At 49.2% G+C, this 19,211-nt stretch carries 16 protein-coding genes; 14 read left to right on the forward strand and 2 right to left on the reverse strand.

Annotated elements, in window-relative coordinates; translation table 11 throughout:
* Positions 1–5 precede the first annotated feature (5 nt).
* The 5 genes from murA (at position 6) to sigE (ending at position 5,401) form a co-directional block, all read left to right on the forward strand.
* Entirely contained in the window at positions 6–1,289 is a 1,284-nt protein-coding gene (gene murA, locus C7U56_RS00390) for a UDP-N-acetylglucosamine 1-carboxyvinyltransferase (protein WP_106999727.1), read from the forward strand.
* On the forward strand, positions 1,261–2,034 hold the full coding sequence (locus tag C7U56_RS00395; protein WP_233430135.1) for a cell division protein FtsQ/DivIB: 774 nt from the start codon (positions 1,261–1,263) through the stop codon (positions 2,032–2,034). The genes murA and C7U56_RS00395 overlap by 29 nt, the downstream gene beginning before the upstream one ends.
* 200 nt (positions 2,035–2,234) lie before the next feature.
* On the forward strand, positions 2,235–3,461 hold the full coding sequence (gene ftsZ / locus C7U56_RS00400) for a cell division protein FtsZ (protein ID WP_022360220.1): 1,227 nt from the start codon (positions 2,235–2,237) through the stop codon (positions 3,459–3,461).
* A 337-nt stretch (positions 3,462–3,798) separates the two neighbouring features.
* Positions 3,799–4,587 carry a sigma-E processing peptidase SpoIIGA gene (locus C7U56_RS00405; protein ID WP_181357137.1) on the forward strand — a complete coding sequence of 263 codons (789 nt, stop codon included), beginning with the start codon at positions 3,799–3,801 and terminating at the stop codon, positions 4,585–4,587.
* Between the two features lie 55 nt (positions 4,588–4,642).
* Positions 4,643–5,401, forward strand: coding sequence for an RNA polymerase sporulation sigma factor SigE (gene sigE / locus C7U56_RS00410; RefSeq protein ID WP_106999729.1), 759 nt, complete (start codon positions 4,643–4,645; stop codon positions 5,399–5,401).
* Here the strand turns inward: sigE and C7U56_RS00415 are convergent.
* Complete coding sequence (locus C7U56_RS00415) at positions 5,355–6,422, reverse strand: acyltransferase family protein (protein ID WP_106999730.1); 1,068 nt, start codon at positions 6,420–6,422, stop codon at positions 5,355–5,357. The genes sigE and C7U56_RS00415 overlap by 47 nt on opposite strands.
* 242 nt (positions 6,423–6,664) lie before the next feature.
* Between C7U56_RS00415 and sigG the strand changes: the two genes are divergently transcribed.
* Positions 6,665–7,441 (forward strand): RNA polymerase sporulation sigma factor SigG, encoded by a 777-nt coding sequence (sigG, locus tag C7U56_RS00420; RefSeq protein WP_106999731.1) that lies wholly within the window; start codon positions 6,665–6,667, stop codon positions 7,439–7,441.
* Between the two features lie 451 nt (positions 7,442–7,892).
* The gene (locus C7U56_RS00430; RefSeq protein WP_106999732.1) at positions 7,893–8,681 is read left to right on the forward strand and encodes an SseB family protein; all 789 of its coding nucleotides are present in this window, start codon (positions 7,893–7,895) and stop codon (positions 8,679–8,681) included.
* Between the two features lie 119 nt (positions 8,682–8,800).
* Here C7U56_RS00430 and C7U56_RS00435 read toward each other — a convergent pair whose 3' ends face one another.
* Positions 8,801–9,574, reverse strand: coding sequence for a type III pantothenate kinase (locus tag C7U56_RS00435; protein ID WP_106999733.1), 774 nt, complete (start codon positions 9,572–9,574; stop codon positions 8,801–8,803).
* Positions 9,575–9,883: 309 nt separating this feature from the next.
* On the opposite strand from C7U56_RS00435, the gene C7U56_RS00440 reads away from it, so the two are divergent.
* From C7U56_RS00440 to C7U56_RS00470, 7 genes are all read left to right on the forward strand, one after another.
* Positions 9,884–11,473 carry a peptide chain release factor 3 gene (locus tag C7U56_RS00440; RefSeq protein ID WP_106999734.1) on the forward strand — a complete coding sequence of 530 codons (1,590 nt, stop codon included), beginning with the start codon at positions 9,884–9,886 and terminating at the stop codon, positions 11,471–11,473.
* 243 nt (positions 11,474–11,716) lie between these two features.
* Positions 11,717–12,166, forward strand: a complete 450-nt coding sequence (locus C7U56_RS00445) for a GatB/YqeY domain-containing protein (protein WP_106999735.1) — start codon at positions 11,717–11,719, stop codon at positions 12,164–12,166.
* Between the two features lie 32 nt (positions 12,167–12,198).
* Positions 12,199–13,602, forward strand: coding sequence for a dipeptidase PepV (pepV, locus tag C7U56_RS00450; protein WP_106999736.1), 1,404 nt, complete (start codon positions 12,199–12,201; stop codon positions 13,600–13,602).
* A 154-nt stretch (positions 13,603–13,756) separates the two neighbouring features.
* Positions 13,757–14,749: an FAD-binding protein gene (locus tag C7U56_RS00455; RefSeq protein WP_106999737.1), complete on the forward strand. Its 993-nt coding sequence runs from the start codon at positions 13,757–13,759 to the stop codon at positions 14,747–14,749.
* A 368-nt stretch (positions 14,750–15,117) separates the two neighbouring features.
* A complete protein-coding gene (locus tag C7U56_RS00460) occupies positions 15,118–16,416 on the forward strand; it encodes a dicarboxylate/amino acid:cation symporter (protein WP_106999738.1) in 1,299 nt (432 codons plus the stop codon).
* Between the two features lie 250 nt (positions 16,417–16,666).
* On the forward strand, positions 16,667–17,683 hold the full coding sequence (locus C7U56_RS00465) for an aminopeptidase (RefSeq protein WP_106999739.1): 1,017 nt from the start codon (positions 16,667–16,669) through the stop codon (positions 17,681–17,683).
* A gap of 518 nt (positions 17,684–18,201) precedes the next feature.
* Positions 18,202–19,188: a LysR family transcriptional regulator gene (locus C7U56_RS00470; protein ID WP_106999740.1), complete on the forward strand. Its 987-nt coding sequence runs from the start codon at positions 18,202–18,204 to the stop codon at positions 19,186–19,188.
* Positions 19,189–19,211: the final 23 nt, after the last annotated feature.

Raw genomic sequence — 19,211 nt, forward strand, 5'->3', positions numbered from 1 at the left:
ATTGTTTGGCTTTCATCGAGATTCACGGACCGTGCCGGATTCAGGGCGGACTCACGGTGCAGGGGTCGAAAAATGCAGTTTTGCCGATGATGGCGGCGTCGGTGTTAAACCGCGGAATTACCGTGCTTGAAAATGTCCCCAGAATACAGGATGTGTTCTGTATGATGGGGATTCTTGATTCTCTGGGATGCCGGTGTGCGTTGCACGGAAACCGTCTGGAAATCGATACTTCAAAGATAAATGGCTGGCGGATCGAGCAGAAAGCGATGGGGAAAATGCGCTCGTCCATTATGCTTTTGGGAGCGCTCCTGGGACGCTTTTGCGAGGCGGGGGTCTACAGCCCCGGCGGATGTATGATCGGAAAACGTCCAATCGACTGGCATTTGCGGGCACTCCGTGCGCTGGGCGCGGAAATACGGGAATCGGAGCCGGACGGCTTCCTGCATGCACAGACAACGGGACTTCGCGGGGCAGAGATTATTTTTCCGTTTCCGAGTGTCGGCGCGGTGGAAAATGCCCTGTTTGCCGCTGTGGCAGCGGTGGGGCGGACGGTTCTGCGGGGATGCGCGCGGGAACCGGAGATTGGACAGCTGTGCCATTTCCTAAATGGTATGGGGGCATCGATCCGGGGGATCGGGACGGATGCGCTGATCATAGAAGGCGGATTGCCGCTCCATGACAGCCGGTTTGTGATCGGCGGCGACCGGATCGTAGCCGGGACCTATCTTCTTGCCGCTGCGTCCTGCAGCGGTGAGGTGATCGTGGACGGCGTGCAGACACAAGAGCTGCGTGCATTGACCGGGGTGCTGGAGCATATGGGCGTTTCGCTTTATCAGGAACCGGAACTTATATATGTACACAGCGGACAGCGCCTGCGGGCGGTATCGGTGAAAACCGGACCGTATCCGGCGTTTCCGACCGATCTGCAGCCGTTTTTGATGGCGGCGCTGTCACGGGCAGATGGAACCAGTATGCTGCGGGAGACTGTATTTGAAAACCGGTTTGGCACAGCGGCGGAGCTTCAAAAAATGGGGGCGAACATCGAATGCAGCGGGAACATTGCTCGGATTGACGGAGTGGAAACCTTGCGGGGAGCTTTGGTGCGTGCCCGTGATCTGCGGGGCGGTGCAGCCCTGACGGTGGCAGCCCTGGGGGCGGACGGATGGACCAGAGTATCAGAATGTGAACATATTGAGCGGGGATATGAAGATATTTGCCGGGACTTGCGGGCATTAGGAGCAGAGATCCGGCGCCGGGAGGATGATGGAGATAGAGAAGATACAGATTGAAAAAAAGACAGAGGAAAAGGTATGGCGCCGCCGTGGGAAAAAACATATCTGGATCACGGCGGCAGCACTTCTTGTGGCAGCCGCGTTTTTTGTCGGTCTGTCGCTGCTTCAGATCAATACAATCCATGTCAGTGGAAACCGGCAATATACGGCAGAGCAGATAGAGGCGTCTATTTTCGATTCGCGGCTGAGCCGGAATCCGGTGTTCTGCTATCTGCAGTACCGCTTCCGGCCGCACAAGTCAATTCCGTTCGTGCAGGATTACAAGCTGGTGTTCCGCAGCCCGTCGGACGTGGAGGTGATCGTCTACGAGAAGAGTGTGGTTGGTTACGTTTCCTACATGAACAGCCGGATGTATTTTGACAAGGACGGCATCATTGTGGAGAGCACAAGCGAGACATTGCCGGGTGTGCCGAAGATTGCCGGACTTTCCTTTGGACATATCGTGCTGCATCAGCCGCTGCCGGTCGAGGATATCAGCGTTTTCAACGAGATTCTGAACCTGACGCAGGTGCTGTCGGTCAACGAGGTTGCGGTGGACGAGATCCGTTTTAATAAGGAAAAGGAAGCGACGCTTCAAATCAGGAGCTTGAAGGTTGAGCTGGGAAGCAACAGTGAGATGAACGGGAAACTTTCGGAGCTGACGGATATTCTGCGGGATTATCCGGATCTGTCCGGAACCCTCTATCTGGACAGCTACGATGAATCGAATGCAAATCCGATGTACCGGTTTGATAAAAACTAGGAAGAATCGGCAAAATCCGTTACTGGCACGTATGCGTGAACAGTAACATTGTGACTGGTTTATTGAAAATTTATAAAAGAAACGATTGATTTTTTGCTGAAAATCAAATATAGTATTAGGTAGGCTAGATTTAAAAGACCCTAATTTTAGTATAAAGATGATAAAACCGGAACAGATGGGAAAATGAAGGAGGAAGTATCTTGTTAGAGATAAAGATAAATGAAGCAGAGAACTCTGCCAGAATTATAGTAGTAGGTGTCGGCGGAGCCGGTAACAACGCTGTCAACCGTATGATCGATGAAGATATTGCCGGTGTAGAATTTATCGGTATCAATACAGATAAGCAGGCACTGCAGTTCTGCAAGGCGTCCACAGCTATGCAGATTGGTGAGAAGCTGACCAAGGGACTTGGTGCAGGCGCAAAGCCGGAGATCGGTGAGAAAGCAGCTGAGGAAAGCCAGGAAGAGCTGGCACAGGCTCTCAAGGGTGCAGATATGGTATTCGTTACCGCAGGTATGGGCGGCGGTACCGGTACAGGTGCAGCTCCGGTTATTGCACGTATCGCAAAAGATATGGGCATCCTGACGGTCGGCGTTGTCACAAAGCCGTTCCGTTTCGAGGCAAAGACCCGTATGAGCAACGCGCTCAATGGTATCGAAAAACTGAAAGCAGCTGTCGATACTCTGATCGTTATCCCGAATGATAAACTTCTTGAGATCGTAGACCGCCGTACCACGATGCCGGATGCACTGAAGAAAGCAGATGAGGTTCTTCAGCAGGCAGTACAGGGTATTACCGACCTGATCAATGTTCCGGGTCTTATCAATCTTGACTTTGCAGATGTTCAGACCGTTATGGTGGACAAGGGTATCGCTCATATCGGTATCGGTCATGCGAAGGGTGATGACAAAGCACTTGAGGCTGTTAAGCAGGCTGTATCCAGCCCGCTGCTTGAGACAACCATCGAGGGTGCAAGCCACGTTATCATCAATATTTCCGGCGATATCAGCCTGATCGAGGCAAATGACGCAGCCAGCTATGTACAGGAGCTTGCAGGCGACGATGCCAATATCATCTTCGGTGCGATGTACGATGAGAATGCACAGGATGAGGCGACGATCACTGTTATTGCGACTGGACTGGATTCCCACGGTGTGAACACACCGGTCGCAAAAGCGATGACTGAGTTCAAGACTCCGTTCAAGGCAAAGACGACTGGCAATACATACGCTCAGCCGGCAGCACAGACTGCAGCGGCAGCGCAGCCGACCTACAAGGCACCGACCTTCCGTGCACCATCTGCAGCAGCACCGGCACAGCCAGTCGCTCCGAAGGAAGCACCGCAGTCGGCACCGGCACAGCCGTTCCGCCCGATGCGCCAGGAAACACAGATCAATATTCCGGATTTTCTGAGAAATAAGAAATAATATAAGAGTGAGAGATGAACTGCTCTTGCTTTAGCAAAAATACAAAATATATACAGAAGCAGTTGTTTTTGGAAGAGACACGCATTAGAAGTGAAAATTTCTGATGCGTGTTTTTTTGTGTAATAGGAAATACCTTGGAATCCCCTATTACACAAAAAGGCACATTCTTTTTTATCGTCGATTCAGACCTTCGACTTATGTCGAATCTATTCAAATTTTACGTTTTTCCCCCGATTTTTGGCGATCAAAACAGGCGTTTTGCGCCCTCGGTTTGACAAATTTTGCGGAACTTTTTTCTTATAATATCCCGTGTCGGACAGAAAGGTGGGAAGAGACAGTGACCTATCGTGTGTATGCGGATGTCATCCTGCTGCAAAATCTGGCAGCGGATTTCCTGCTTCTGTCGGTGGTGAAGAATTGCCTGCGTCTGCCGGAACGCCGGTATGGGCGGTTGGCAGGGAGTCTTCTGGGAGCCGTGTATGCGTTAGGAATGGTGTTAGCTCCGGTTCCGCTGGGATATGCCGGGCGGATGCTCCTAAGCGCCACGATGAGCGTGCTGATGGCATGGACGGCATTTTCCATCCGTAGGAAGTCGGAGGCGGCAGAAGCCGCGATCGGGCTTTACATAGCATCTATGCTGGCGGCTGGCTGCATGGAACTGGTTCAGCCGCTTGGAATACGGGTGAATCTTCTGTTCTGGCTGTTTACCGCGGGGGGGAGTTTTCTGATTCCATCTGCGGTGTGGCGGTTTGGTATGCAGCGGTGTATGAAGTTGGAACACCAGTACGCGGTAACGCTTTTTAACAAAGGCAGGGAGCGGCATGTGCAGGCGATTCTCGACACAGGCAACCATCTGACGATGCCGCTTTCGGGGCGTCCGGTGCAGGTGCTGGATGCGTGTGTGGCAGAGAGATTTTTTTCCTGGGAGGACGGTGTCCAATACATCCCATTTCGGAGTGTCGGAAAGGGCGGCGGCGTGATTCCGGCATATCAGGCGGAGCGGATGGAAGTGTCCGGTCAGGGCGGTATGCGGGTGATTGAGAAGCCGTGGATTGCCATTTCACAGGAGGCGCTGTCGCAGAAGGGCGAGTATCAGATGCTGCTCAATGAAAAATATTGGTTGTGAAGAAAAACAGCCGTTATGGTCTGAACCATAGCGAACAACATAAGGGGGAAAGCGTATGTTTATAAAAGTTTCAGTTCCAGGTCAGTTTCGTTTAAAAATGATGCCGTCGTTCCGGTCATTTCTGATGCACCGGGACGGGGAAGTTCATTATATCGGGGGAACCGATATCCTTCCGGCACCGTTTGACAGTGTGCGGGAGGCGGAGGTTTTAAGAAAATTTGGAACCAGTGAGGATAAAGAGGCGCGTTCGGCGCTGATCGAACACAACCTGCGCCTGGTGGTCTACATAGCAAGAAAGTTTGACAACACCAGCGTGGGCGTGGAAGATCTGATTTCGATCGGGACGATCGGTCTTATCAAGGCGATCAACACGTTTGACGTAGATAAAAATATTAAGCTGGCGACCTATGCATCCCGTTGTATTGAAAATGAGATTCTGATGTATCTCCGGAGAAATAATAAGACGAAGCTCGAGGTTTCGATCGATGAGCCGTTGAATGTGGACTGGGATGGAAATGAATTGCTTCTGTCGGATATTTTGGGAACGGATGAGGATATTATTTACCGGGATCTGGAGGATGAGACAGAGCGGAAACTGTTGAATGCGGCGATCGACCGCCTGAATCCGCGGGAACAGAAAATCGTGAAGCTGCGCTTTGGTCTGGGGAGAGAGCAGGAAGATGAAATGACCCAGAAGGAGGTTGCCGACCTTCTGGGTATCTCGCAGTCATACATATCGAGGCTGGAAAAGAAGATTATGAAACGCCTCAAAAAAGAAATTTCGCAGCAATGCGGTCTATATACCAGCCGATAAGTGCTGGAAGAAACAGACCGATCAGGATGTAAAACGGACCCATTTCATAGCGGAAGGAGACCGGGAAGTTGGAAAGCGTTTCCGGTATTTCCTTCAAAATGAAGCGGGCATAGGCAAAATCGATCAGCTTGAACAGCGTGAAATGAATCGCCATAATGTCAAAGGAATGGCGTCCTAAAAAGGCAAGGACCTTTGCCAGCGGTCTGATGCGCTCGGACAGGTCAGAGAGCGAAAGGACGAAGTAAATTCCAATGATGGAGATCGGATAAAATAAGACGCCCGGAATGTGCATGCTTGCCAGATCGATGAAAATGTGAAGCTTTGTGTTCGTCAGGTGCAGAAGCAGGGCGCTTATCAGGCAGCCGTACCAGACCGTATAGTGGCGGAAATTGGAGAAAAACTGCTGCATCAGCCAGGCGATGAGATAGACCGGAACAACGAGCAGCGCCGCCTGCAGATTGTAAGGGAGCGGGCAGCTTCTCATATTTAAGAAGACACCGGCAAGGCCAATCAGGATGCATGCAAATGCACATACAGGAAGCTTGACATTATCTTTCCGGGCGAAGCGGGCAGCTGCGCGTCCAAACCAGACGCATCCGGCAAAGAGTCCGGAGGACACCAGCCAGACCGGCAGAAACCAGAGGGCACCCTGAACCTGTTCCGGGGAGTTGAAGGAAAGACTGCTCATCCATGCCGTAAGCATTCTGGTATGGTTGTAAAGTTCCTGTCCCGCATAGAGCCTGTGCGTTACAAAAAAGTTGTGAAGCAGGACAAAAAACAGCGTGTAGAACATATACCTGGGCCATGCACCGGCGAGACGGGAGCCGAAGTAGAGAAACGGCGTATCCCCGTATTTCGTTTCATTATAAAAATAGCCTGTGATAAAGAAGAACAGTGCCAGGTGGAACAGATAGACGAACGCACCGGCGAAATATCCGGTATGCCCCAGCACGATCGCAATAATGCCCCATCCCTTTACGATATCCCAGTAGAGGGAACGGGCTTTTTTTTGTGTGTTCATGAATGGATCTCCTTGTGGTTGAATTCTATTTTCTATAAATAATATTGATCGTAAAACCCCTGAAAATATATTTTACTATGGAACGGCAGAAAAGGCAAGAAATTGGAATGAGTGAAAACGGTTCTCATTTGTCCGGGTATAAATGAGCTTTGAATTGTCCATTCTAATGTATAGGTGACAAAACAAAAATCAAAACGATTCAACCGTTTGCGTTGATCGTCCATCATACGGAGGGAATGGAAATGCCGGTCTATAAAGTGGAAATCTGCGGGGTCAATACATCCAAGCTGCCTCTTTTAAGTAATGAGGAGAAAGAAGAACTGTTTCGCCGGATTCTAAAGGGCGATCGGGAGGCAAGAGAACAGTATATCAAGGGGAATCTGCGGCTGGTGCTCAGTGTAATACAGCGCTTTTCGGGCAGCCGGGAAAATGTGGACGATCTGTTCCAGATTGGCTGTATCGGCCTCATCAAGGCGATTGATAATTTTGATATTACCCAGAATGTCCGTTTTTCGACGTATGCGGTTCCGATGATTCTGGGGGAGGTGAAACGGTATTTGAGGGATAACAATTCAATCCGGGTCAGCCGGTCGCTCCGCGATACGGCATACAAAGCGATCTATACCCGTGAAAATCTGCTGAAAAAGCAGTCAAAGGAGCCGACACTCTGCGAGATTGCCAAAGAATTGGGAGTCAGCAAAGAGGAGATTGCGTATGCGCTCGATGCTATCCAGAGCCCGGTCAGCCTGTACGAACCGGTCTATACGGACGGCGGCGATCCGCTCTACGTGATGGATCAGCTCAGTGACAAGAAAAATTCAGAGGAACATTGGGTCGAGGATCTGTCGCTGGGGGAGGCGATGCAGCGCCTGCCGGACCGGGAACGCCGCATTATTGATATGCGCTTTTTTGAGGGAAAGACCCAGACAGAGGTTGCCGAAGAAATCCATATTTCGCAGGCGCAGGTGTCACGGCTGGAGAAGAGTGCGTTAAAAAGCATGAAGCATTATTTGAGCTGAATGTTGATAGGGATTGTGTTATAGGGATTGTGTGAGATTCTTCTGATTGATTGTTTGGCGGCTCTGTGTTAAAATATAGGAGATATAGTCTGCAAAAAGAATCTGAAAATCAAGCAGATGACTGTTATCTGAACTGGGGTTGAGCGGAGTATTCCATCTGATATAGTGATAAAGGCAGCTTGGCGATGCGACACTCAGGCAGTCATGGACAGCAGACAGAGTAGAAAAGACAGGCGCAGGCGGATTGAGCCTCGCGCATGATAAAATGTACTCTCGGAGTCTTTTCTGCACTCGCTTTTGTGGCTGATTTTCCGCCAGCCGTACCCGAATTTCATCAACGTACGCACCGCGTACGCCTCAGAAATTTGGGCACAGCTGACAAAAAATCATCTCACAAAATCAAGCACAGAAAGATTCCGAGAGTACATTAAAAAGAGCCGGAGGAATTCAAATGGAGAAATTACGTAAGCTGATGAAAGAACATCAGGATAAAGCAGATAAAAAAGTGATGGGAGAGGTTCTGGAGCTGCTTCAGAGAGAGCCGGGACTGTTTGTTGTGACTGTCCATGCGACGAAAAACTTCTTCCTGGGTGCAGAGAACGGCAAGGCGGCTGCTTTCCTTTACACCAGCCGCGAGTATGCAGATGAGTTCGTGAAAGGGCTGGAGATGGTCGGTGTAGAGACGAAGGTACTGGAGATCCGCCCATTACAGCGTATTTCCTTTTTCAACGACCTCTACCGCAGCGGTTTTGAGGCAGTTGTGATCGACAAGGGACAGGAAAATCATATGTCCATGTCGCTGTTCAGCATCATCGAGAAACCAAAGGATACATCCGAGATCGTGATGAACCCGTCCCTGGTCCGTTCTGCAAATCAGTTCTATCAGGCACTGGTACAGCACCAGGCATTCCCACAGATGCAGGATCTGATGTGCAAAGAGCTTTACGGTGCGCGTCTGCTGGTTCCGGTTGCTGACCCGCAGAAGACGACGGCAGTACCGGTTCTGACCACCGGAAAGGGTGTACGCTATTACCCGGCATTTACGGATTTAGTAGAATTTGGCAAATTTGACCGTAAACATCAGTTTGGAGCAATGGAAGTCCGCTTCCGCGATCTGAAAAAATATCTGGATTACGTGAATGGAATCGTGGTAAATCCGTTTGGATTTGCACTCCGTCTGGACGGCGAGAAGCTGGATCGGATTGAGAAAGAGAATATGAAGCTGAAGGTTGTAAAATAAATGCTGCTGTGACCGTGACCGGTAATGAATAGATGTCAGCATAATAAACTGTGGTGAAAAGGCTGTCTCCCATCAGAATGTATCATATAGATGCATCTGCCGAGAGACAGCCTTTTTGATTATTCGGTTCTCCTGTTTTTTTCATATAAATGTAGTAATCCCTTCATCAACAGCGCCCCATCATACGTGATCGTATGCGAACAGAGCGGCAGGACAATCTTGGAGATGCCGCCGGTGGCGATGATGGAAGTTTTCTCTCCGAGTTCTTCCTCGATGCGATCCAGCATACCGTCGATCATCGCGGCATTGCCAAATATGACGCCGCTTCTCATGCAGTCTATGGTATTTTTGCCAATGACACGGCGCGGCGTATCGAGGCTGATGCGCGGCAGCTGGGCAGTGCTGGCGCTCATGCTGTCGAGGGAAACGCGAAGTCCCGGCAGGATCGCGCCGCCGACATAGCGTCCGTTTTTGTCGATGACAGACATGGTCGTAGCGGTTCCCATTTCGATGATGATGATTGGCGGTTCATGCTCTGCAAGGGCACCGACTGCGTTTACGATCATATCACTGCCGACGGATTTCGGGTTGTCCATCAGGATGTTTAAGCCGGTTTTCATGCCGGAACCGACCAGCATTGCGTTTAGTCCCGTTATTTTACGGATGGCGGCAAGAATCGTCCGGTTAAGCGGCGGAACGACCGAGGAGACGATCGCACCATCAAGCTGATCTGGGGCAATATGGTAAATTTCAAGAATACTTTTCAGCGCCACGGCATATTCCAGATTCGGTTTTCCGATGGTGGTCGTGATGCGTTCTACAAAATACGTTTTTTTTGCGTCGATCACGCCGATAATAATGTTGGTGTTTCCAACGTCGATAGCTAGAATCATAAAATAACTCCTTTATATCTCCTGCATCTCTACAATAATCAACATCTCTTATAAAAAGTTGATTGTATAGTTATCGCAACGGTTTCATATGTTCAACTGTTACTATTTATTATATATCCACGTTAATAGTATGATTATATGTTTTTTAAAGAAAAGGATCAAGAAGAAGATGAAAAATGTTTTTAAGATCTGTTACCGATCGCGCGTGAGTGAACCGTAACTTGGACTTGCGTATTCGTTTAAAATAATATAGAATAAATACGTTTAGACAAAGTTAAAGAATGGTAGTAAGTTTGGAGGAAGATTTTTTTGGAAAATATAGCGGAGCAGATCAAAAAACGGCGTACATTCGCCATTATTTCCCACCCGGATGCTGGTAAGACAACCCTGACGGAGAAGTTTCTTCTCTACGGAGGCGCGATCAACCTGGCTGGTACGGTCAAGGGAAGAAAAGCGGCCAAGCACGCGGTTTCTGACTGGATGGAGATAGAGAAGGAGAGAGGTATTTCGGTTACCTCTTCCGTATTACAGTTTAATTATGAGGGATTTTGCATCAATATCCTGGATACACCAGGACATCAGGATTTCTCGGAGGATACCTACCGTACTCTGATGGCAGCCGATTCGGCGGTCATGGTCATCGATGGTTCTAAGGGTGTCGAGGCGCAGACGATCAAGCTTTTCAAGGTTTGCGTTATGCGCCACATCCCGATTTTTACCTTTATCAACAAGATGGACCGCGAGGCGCGCGATCCGTTTGAGTTGATGGATGAGATCGAGAGCGTGCTCGGCATCCGTACCTGCCCGGTCAACTGGCCGATCGGCTGCGGTAAGAATTTTAAGGGCGTGTATGACCGTGCCACAAAGAAGATCACAACCTTCACAGCAGCAATGGGCGGACAGAAGGAGGTCGCATCTCAGGAGTTCTCGTTAGAGGGCGATGAGGTTAACTCCATCATCGGTCCAGACTACCATCGGCAGCTGATGGATGATATCGAGCTTCTGGACGGCGCATGCGATGAGCTGGATATGGAGCGTGTCAGCCGCGGAAATTTATCCCCGGTATTCTTTGGTTCGGCGCTGACAAACTTTGGTGTAGAGACATTCCTGGAGCATTTCCTGAAAATGACAACCTCGCCGCTGCCGAGAAATACGACAACCGGCATGGTGGATCCGTTCTCTCCGAATTTCAGCGCGTTTGTCTTCAAGATTCAGGCAAATATGAACAAGGCGCACCGCGACCGTATCGCATTTATGCGTATCTGTTCCGGCAAATTTGAGGCAGGCATGGAAGTAACGCATGTGCAGGGCGGACGCAAGATCCGTCTCTCCCAGCCACAGCAGATGATGGCGCAGGATCGAAAGATCGTCGAGGAGGCATATGCGGGCGATATCATCGGTGTATTCGATCCGGGTATTTTCTCGATCGGTGATACACTTTGTACAGGTGAAAAGGTAGAATTTGAAGGCATTCCTACGTTCGCACCGGAACATTTTGCACGCGTGCGCCAGATGGACACGATGAAGCGCAAGCAGTTCATCAAGGGCATCAGCCAGATCGCCCAGGAAGGTGCGATCCAGATCTTCCAGGAGTTCAACACAGGTATGGAAGAGATCATCGTCGGCGTAGTCGGCGTCCTCCAGTTCGAGGTACTGACCTACCGTCTGGAAAATGAGTACAATGTAGAAGTCAAGCTGGAAAAACTTCCATACGAGTACATCCGCTGGGTAGAAAACGCTGACGAGATCGACGTAGCTAAGATCCAGGGAACTTCGGATATGAAGCGGATCAAAGACCTCAAAGACAATCCACTGCTTCTGTTTGTCAACAGTTGGAGTGTGGGAATGGTAGAAGAGCGGAATCCGAAGCTTAAGTTAAGCGAGTTTGGGCGTAACTAAAGCCATGCAGCGGAAAGCACCGTTTCAGCGAATGGAAAATTTATTTTTCAGGCGCTGAAAGGGGGATTTCTGCTATACGGCGCAGCCGGACAGAGGTGTGAAACCGCAGGTTTTGCACCCCTGGGCATGGTAAAACAAGAGAGAGTCCCTATTGCACCCCTGGGCATGGTGAAACAAGAGAGAGTCCCCATCGTCCCATCTGGGCATGGCGAGACCATAAAAAAAGAAAAGGAGACATTTCATATGAGCAGAGTAGATGTAGTACGTGCAGCCATGGTAGAAGCCATGAAAGCAAAAGACAAAGCAAGAAAAGATTCCTTATCCATGCTGTTATCCGCACTGAAAAATGCGGAGATCGACAAGCGTTCTCCGCTGACTGAGGAAGAGGCGGACGCAGTTGTAAAGAAAGAGATCAAGCAGACGAAGGAGACTCTGGAACTGGCTCCGGCAGATCGTGTGGATATCCGCGAGGAGGCACAGGCACGTCTGGCAGTTTATCAGGAATTTGCACCGGAGGATCTGACCGAAGAGCAGATCGCAGAGGTGATCAAAAGTGTTCTGGCAGAGCTTGGCATTGAAAATCCGGCACCGTCTGACAAGGGCAAAATCATGAAAACCCTGATGCCGAAGGTAAAGGGCAAGGCAGACGGAAAGGTAGTGAACCAGGTACTGGCTGGAATTCTGTCCAAATAATAACCAAAGGAAAAGAACGAGGCGGAAGATTTATGTATAAAAAGAAAATCGAGCAGTATATCGAGGCGCACAAGCAAGAGATGTTAGATGACATATGCACGCTGTGCAGCATCAACAGCGAGCGTTCGGCATATCAGGAGGGCGATCCGTTCGGCGAAGGTCCGAGCCGCGCACTGGCACAGGCACTAAAAATGGCGGAAGAGTATGGATTTTCCATCAACAATTACGATAATTATGTAGGAACCGCCGATTTAAACGACGGTGAGCACCAGCTAGATATTCTGGCACACCTGGATGTTGTCCCGGCAGGCGAGGGCTGGACTGTGACACAGCCGTTTGAACCGATTGTAAAAGACGGAAAGTTGTACGGACGCGGCACGGCGGATGACAAGGGACCGGCGGTAGCAGCTCTGTATGCGATGCGTGCGGTCAAAGAACTGGGAATCCCGGTGACAAAAAATGTCCGCCTGATTCTGGGAACGGATGAGGAGTGCGGCAGCAGCGATATTGAACATTATTATAAAGTGGAGAAGGAAGCGCCGATGACATTTTCCCCGGATGCTTCGTTCCCGGTTATCAATATCGAAAAAGGACGTTTCCCGGGGCATGTGACAGCTTCTTTTGAGGTATCGACGGAGAATGCGCGGATCCTGTCCATCGAGGCTGGCATCAAGATCAATGTTGTTCCGGGCAAGGCGCATGCGACAATTACAGGACTGACCGAGGAAGAGGTACGTCCGATGGCAGAGGGCGTGACGAAGGAGACTGGCGTACAGTTTGAGCTTCAGGCAGAGGAAGATGTGATCGTGATCACCGCAGTCGGTGAGGGCGCACACGCCTCGACACCAGAGGAAGGCAAAAATGCGCTAGCATCCCTGCTTCTGCTTCTGGATCGCCTGCCATTTGCATCCTGCGGACAGACGAAGCTGATTCACAGCCTGACTGAGTGCTTCCCGTGGAATGATACCGAGGGAAAGGCGCTTGGCGTGGCGATGCAGGCAGAAGGATCCGGAGCGCTGTCTCTGGCATTCACGATGCTTACGATGACGGAGACACGGATGGAAGCGTACTTTGACGGACGTTTCCCGATCGGCGGCAATGATGACAACCTGTTGAAACCGGTGGAGGCAAAACTTGCGTCCCACGGCATGAAGTTGGAGTCCCCGCAGCTGCGAGAGCCGCATTTTGTAGATGGCAATTCCGAGTTTGTCAGAACACTTCTGAATGCTTATGAGCTTTATACCGGCAACAAGGGCGAGTGCAACTACACCGGCGGCGGCACATATGTGCATGACCTGAAAAACGGCGTTGCATTTGGCGCGTCGATGCCGGGCGTGGACAACCGTATGCATGGGGCGGATGAATTTGCCTATGTGAGTGATCTGGTGGCAAGCGCGAAGATTTTTGCACAGGTGATTGCGGATTTGTGTAAGTAACAGAAAATTTCGTTTTTTCCGCCGTAAGAATTAAAGAAACCTTAATTGATTCGCCGCAGGTTCTATGTTAGACTGAAATCCACAACCGAGAGGTACTGTGCATGTTTGAAGACAGCTGCAGGAACTCCGGCGAGAGGGAAAGGAGAGAACGATTATGAAAAAATCATTCCATACAGTTAAAAAGGCAGGGATTCTGACGGCGGCAGCGGTTCTGGGAACAGCGGCACTGGCGGGATGCGGCAGTAAGGCAGATACAACAGAGAGTGCAGCGGCAAGCGAGGAAGCAACCGAAGCGGCCGGAGAGGCAGAAGCATCGGATGCACAGCTTGTCATCGCAGGCGGAGACAGCGCCGGACTGATCGCGGCGGTTCAGGCGGCAGCCGAGGGCATGGATCCGTCGAAGATCCTGATTCTGGCACCGGGCGAAGAGCTGGCGGCAGATATGACGGAGATGGCACCGTATGTCAATGTAGCCGATACGGATGAGCAGTTCCAGGCGAATCTTACGGATGATTTTGAGATTTATCTGTCCGATATTATGACGGCAGGAAATAATACGAACAATTCGGATATGGCGGCATATGTATCGCAGAACAGCGAAGAGGCGAAAGACTGGCTTGCCGACACACTGGGAATGGAGTATGGCGATCTGGCACAGGAGGCAGGTTCCTCGGTGGCCCGCAGTTTCCCGGCAAAAGAGGGAAATCTGAACGAGCTTGCACAGGAAGCGCTGCTTAAAAAAGTCGAAGAGCTGAAGATTCCGGTTGAATATAAGGCAGAATTAAAGAGCGTCGCTTACGATGAAGAAGGTGCGCTTGACCGCATCACTGTGACGGTGGACGGCAAGGATCAGGAGATTGACTGCCTGGCACTGGTAGCGACCGATGTCTCCCTGATTCCGGTTTTTGAGGAATCTCAGGTATATGAGGCAGATGGAAAGGCAGCTGCCTTGGTTGTCAGCAACAATGCGGAACAGCTAAACAAAGATAGCGGCGAGCTGATCAATGGTCTTTATGCAGCAGGTCCAATCCTGTCAGCGGCAGTAGACGGTGAAGGTGTGCTCTCCGGCAATGAGTTGACCGAGGCGGTTATGTTTGGTTCGACTGCAGGAACAGAAGCAGCGGTTTATGTTTCGGACAACCAGTAAAAGCTAAGCTGGTTCACCTGTAATGCCATTTCTAAAACAGTAGATGATGCAGACGAAATAAATAGAAATAAAATATGGAACCTTTAAGAAGAAGGTTCAAGCAAGAAGCGGGTAAAAGCGAAAAAACTTTTACCCGCTTTTGGTATTTTACAGAAAACAGCACGGAACTGATTTGCAAAAATAAAATTGTTTTTATTATGGAGATAATACCTAAAAAGTAAGTCAGAACTAACTCTGTATCACTGAATTATTATAACTTATTCGCGATTCGATATATTTGTTTATAATAATCCGGCTTTTTGATACTATGTAGTCAAACCTCATGAGGAACACGAGAAATAAAAAACCATTACATAAGGGGGTATCACATGGTGGAGAAAACTAAAAATGGGGCGGAGAAAAAAGAAACTCCGTTGTACGTGAAAATATTCATTGCATTGTTTGCAGGTATCGCGTTTGGTTATGTTTTAAATTTTATGGGCGGCGTGGAGAATGAGATCATTAACGGATATGTCCTTCCGTTCTTCCAGTTCATTGGAGATTTGTTTATCAAGTTGATCAAGATGATTGTCGTTCCGCTGGTGTTCTTCTGTATCATCGACGCGGCACTTTCGCTGGGCGATATCAAGAAACTTCGAAGCATCGGCGTTAAAACCATCATCTGGTTTTTAGCAACTGGCGGTATTTCGGCAACCATCGGTCTGATACTTGCCAATATCATCAAACCGGGACGTGGCTTGCAGCTGGGAACGGCAGAGACAGCAATGGAGGTGAAAGAACTTCCGGGTATCTACCAGACACTGCTCGACTTAATTCCGTCCAACCCATTCCAGGCACTGACAAGCGGCGAGATGATGCAGATTATCGTCTTTTCCCTGTTTCTTGGATTTGCCATCATCAGCATTGGCAAGGAAGCACAGCAGTTATGTGACATCATCAGCCTTTGTTCACGGACGATGTTTAAGGTTATCGACATGATTCTTGGAATCATCCCTTACGGCGTATTCAGTTTGATGACTGTAGCACTTGCAAAATATGGCGTTGCCATCTTCGGACCGGTTCTGAAATTCATCTTAACTGACTATCTTGCCTGCATCACCATGAGTATTGTTGGATACAGCATTTTCCTTAGCGTGATTGGAAAGGTAAATCCGATGAAGTTCTGGCGCAAAGCGTTTGAACCTTGGATGATTGCATTTAGTACCTGTACTTCTTCAGCAGCTCTTCCGGTATCGATGGAAGTAGCACCGAAGAAGATGGGCGTTCCGAGAGATATTGCGAGTTTCGTACTTCCGCTTGGATGTACCGCTCAGATGAACGGAACGTGTGCATACTTTGGTATCGTTGTTCTCTTTGCCGCACAGCTGTACGGCGTAGAGTTAAGTATTCAGCAGCAGATTATGCTGGTTGTACAGGCAACCTTCTTAAGCGTTGGCTGTGCAGCAACTCCGCAGATTGGTCTGGTTATCAGCTTAACCCTGATGACCCAGATGGGACTTCCGCTGGATGCATATGCACTGGTAGCTGGAATCTATCGTATCATCGACCAGATTCACACATCTACTAACTCCGTAGGCGACCTGGTAGCATCTGTCTGCATTTCTCAGATGGAGGGCGAACTGGATCACGAGATTTTCAATCAGGAAGAAGCCAAAAAGGCAGCTTGAGTTTTAGAAAGAGACATCCCGGATTCGTATGAAATGTGAAATATATCTGGGCAGTAGTTATGTATGGAACCCGGAAAGCGGGGAAACGACAAATTTGTGCAGAACGTGAATCAAAGATGGAATATGGAACCCCCGGTTCTGAAAAGTCCACGTTTTCCGGATAAAAAGGAAAAAAACAGAAATAATTCCCACTTGCAAAGGTGAAAAAATTTAAGGGAACCAGACAAAACAAGAAAAGGAGATTAAAACTATGAGTGATAACAGAATTATCGAATGTATGGAACGTGCACAGTATCTTCTTGGCAACCTGATGGCTGTTAAACCGGGCGAGGAAGTTTTGATTGTCGTTGACCCTCAGACCGACGAGAGAATGACCCAGGCGATGGCAGCAGCCGCTTTAAACTGCGGCGCTGAGTACGGCGTATACATGATGCCGATTCGTGGAAAAGATAAAGCAACCATTTTCCCGAAATCTCTGGAACTTGGCATGGATGCCTGCGATGTATTTGTCGGCATGACAACTGCATCCGGTGCAGCTATCTACAATAACCATCTGAAAGAGCTCATCAACCAGAAGAAACTCCGTGAGGTTTCCATCTGCTTAAGAAGTATCGATAACTTCACACGAGGCGGCGCTCTGGCAGACTACGAAGCAGTTTACGCAGATGGCGAGAAGCTGCAGGCTATCTGGAGAGGTCATAAGATGGCTCACATCACCACACCGGCTGGTACCGACCTGTACATGGAAATGAATCAGATGGAGCCGATCATCGAATGTGGTATCGCGAGAAATCCGGGCGATGCAATGGCTTGGTCTGACGGCGAGGTTTCCTTAGGACCGGTGATCGACACAACCCATGGCAAACTGGTAATTGATGGACCTATCTGCTACTATGGATGCCCGACCACACCGGTTGAGTTAAGAATCGAACAAGGGCGTATCGTAGAGGTAGTTGGCGGCGATCCGAAGATTTGTAAAGAAATCCGCCGTCAGATCGCAGAAGTTAAAGATTCCGACAACATCGCAGAGATCGGACTTGGACTTAATCCGGCTTGTATGTTTAACGGAGACTTCGAGGAAGAGAAGAAGGCAAGAGGAACCTGCCACATCGCAATGGGCAACGGATTCTACTATGGACAGCCTGCACGTTCGACCGTACATATCGACATGGTACAGTACAATCCGACCGTTATCTTCGACGAGGGAACACCAGAAGAAGTTCTGATCGTAAAAGACGGCAAGGTTGTTTGTTTGGGCGACAAATAATATGGCTATATATTAAGAAATATCAAGAACGAATTGTCAATGAAAGACTGCATGAATTGCGGCTGTGATTTCCCCTTGAGCAGCCGCAATATAAAACATCAGGAATTTGTAAAAGCTTAGGAATTGAATAAACCTCCATATTAAAAATGGAAGCTGTGGACGCAGGTTAGCTGCCTTAGATGTGCAGAGCGCAGGTGTTCGCAGCTTCTTTTGAGTGCTGATTCACGCACCTGGAAGTTTTGTAAAATAAGTTGGATTCTGCCTGAAAACGGACGGAAAATACAGTTTATTTGTTTACAGATATAGAAATCTTATGATAAAATAATAACAATAAAAAATAACTGTTAGATATGGCGGTTATATTCGTTTATAGCAGATTTTAGCATAGAGATATGGGAAAGCGGATCAGCCATATTTAAGTGTAGAGCCATGGCAAAATTCGTTATGGGTCATGTGTGCAAGAACCGTAACATCATTTAAGCAAAGCAGGATGGAAAATGGACAGGGGGAATTGACAAATGCTGAATGAAATGAAGTACGTGTATGAGGTTTACAAAGAAAAGAGTTTTTCCAAAGCGGCGAAGAAGCTTTTTATCAGCCAGCCAGCACTCAGCAACATGGTGCGGAAGGCAGAGAAAGAGATGGGAGCGCCGATTTTTGATCGCAGTACGATTCCGCTGACGGTGACGAAGGAGGGCGCGTATTACATCCGTACCGTTGAAAAGATTCTTTTTCTGGAACGGAATTTGGAACGGTATTTTCAAGATATTGCGGGGCTTCAGGGCGGCACGCTGGCGCTCGGCGGTGCATCTTATTTCTGCTCGTTTGTGTATCCGGATCTGATTGCCCGTTTTCAGACAAAATATCCGCAGGTTACGATTGACCTAACAGAAGGAAATACGCGGGAGCTGAAAGCGGGGTTGGAAAATGAGTCGCTGGATCTGGTGTTGGAGACGGCGATGGAGAAGGACGATACTTCGATCAAACGGTATTTATTCCGGAAGGAAAATCTGATTCTGGCAGTTCCGGAAAGTTTTCCGGTTAACCGGAAGCTGCAGCCATACCGACTGTCCAGGCAGGAGATTCTGTCCAAGTCCTTTTTAAAACCGGAGGTGGAGGCAGTTCCGTTAAAGGAATTTAAGGATGTGCCGTTTATCACGATGAAACCGGGCAATGATATGTATAAACGAGGCGCGAAAATGTGCCGCAACAGCGGTTTTACGATGAAAACTGTGATGATGGTGGATCAGGTGCTGACTTCTTTAAATATCGTCTCCAATGGGGTTGGAGCGATGTTTGTGCGTTCTGATATTGTACAGTGGCGTCCGGAGGACCCGAGGCTGGTCTATTATAAGATAGACGACCCGTTGTCTGAGCGGGAGATCACATTTTCGGTCAAGCGGGGGCGTTATGTGACGGCGGCGATGCGTGAGTTTATGCGTCTGGCAGGCATCCGGTCGGATGATCCGGACGCCGATCCGGCTGCCGGGAGGCAAAAGGAGTAACGGCAATTTCCGAAGACAGGGAC

It is taken from the genome of Clostridium fessum (assembly GCF_003024715.1).
Taxonomy (GTDB): Bacteria; Bacillota; Clostridia; order Lachnospirales; family Lachnospiraceae; genus Otoolea; species Otoolea fessa.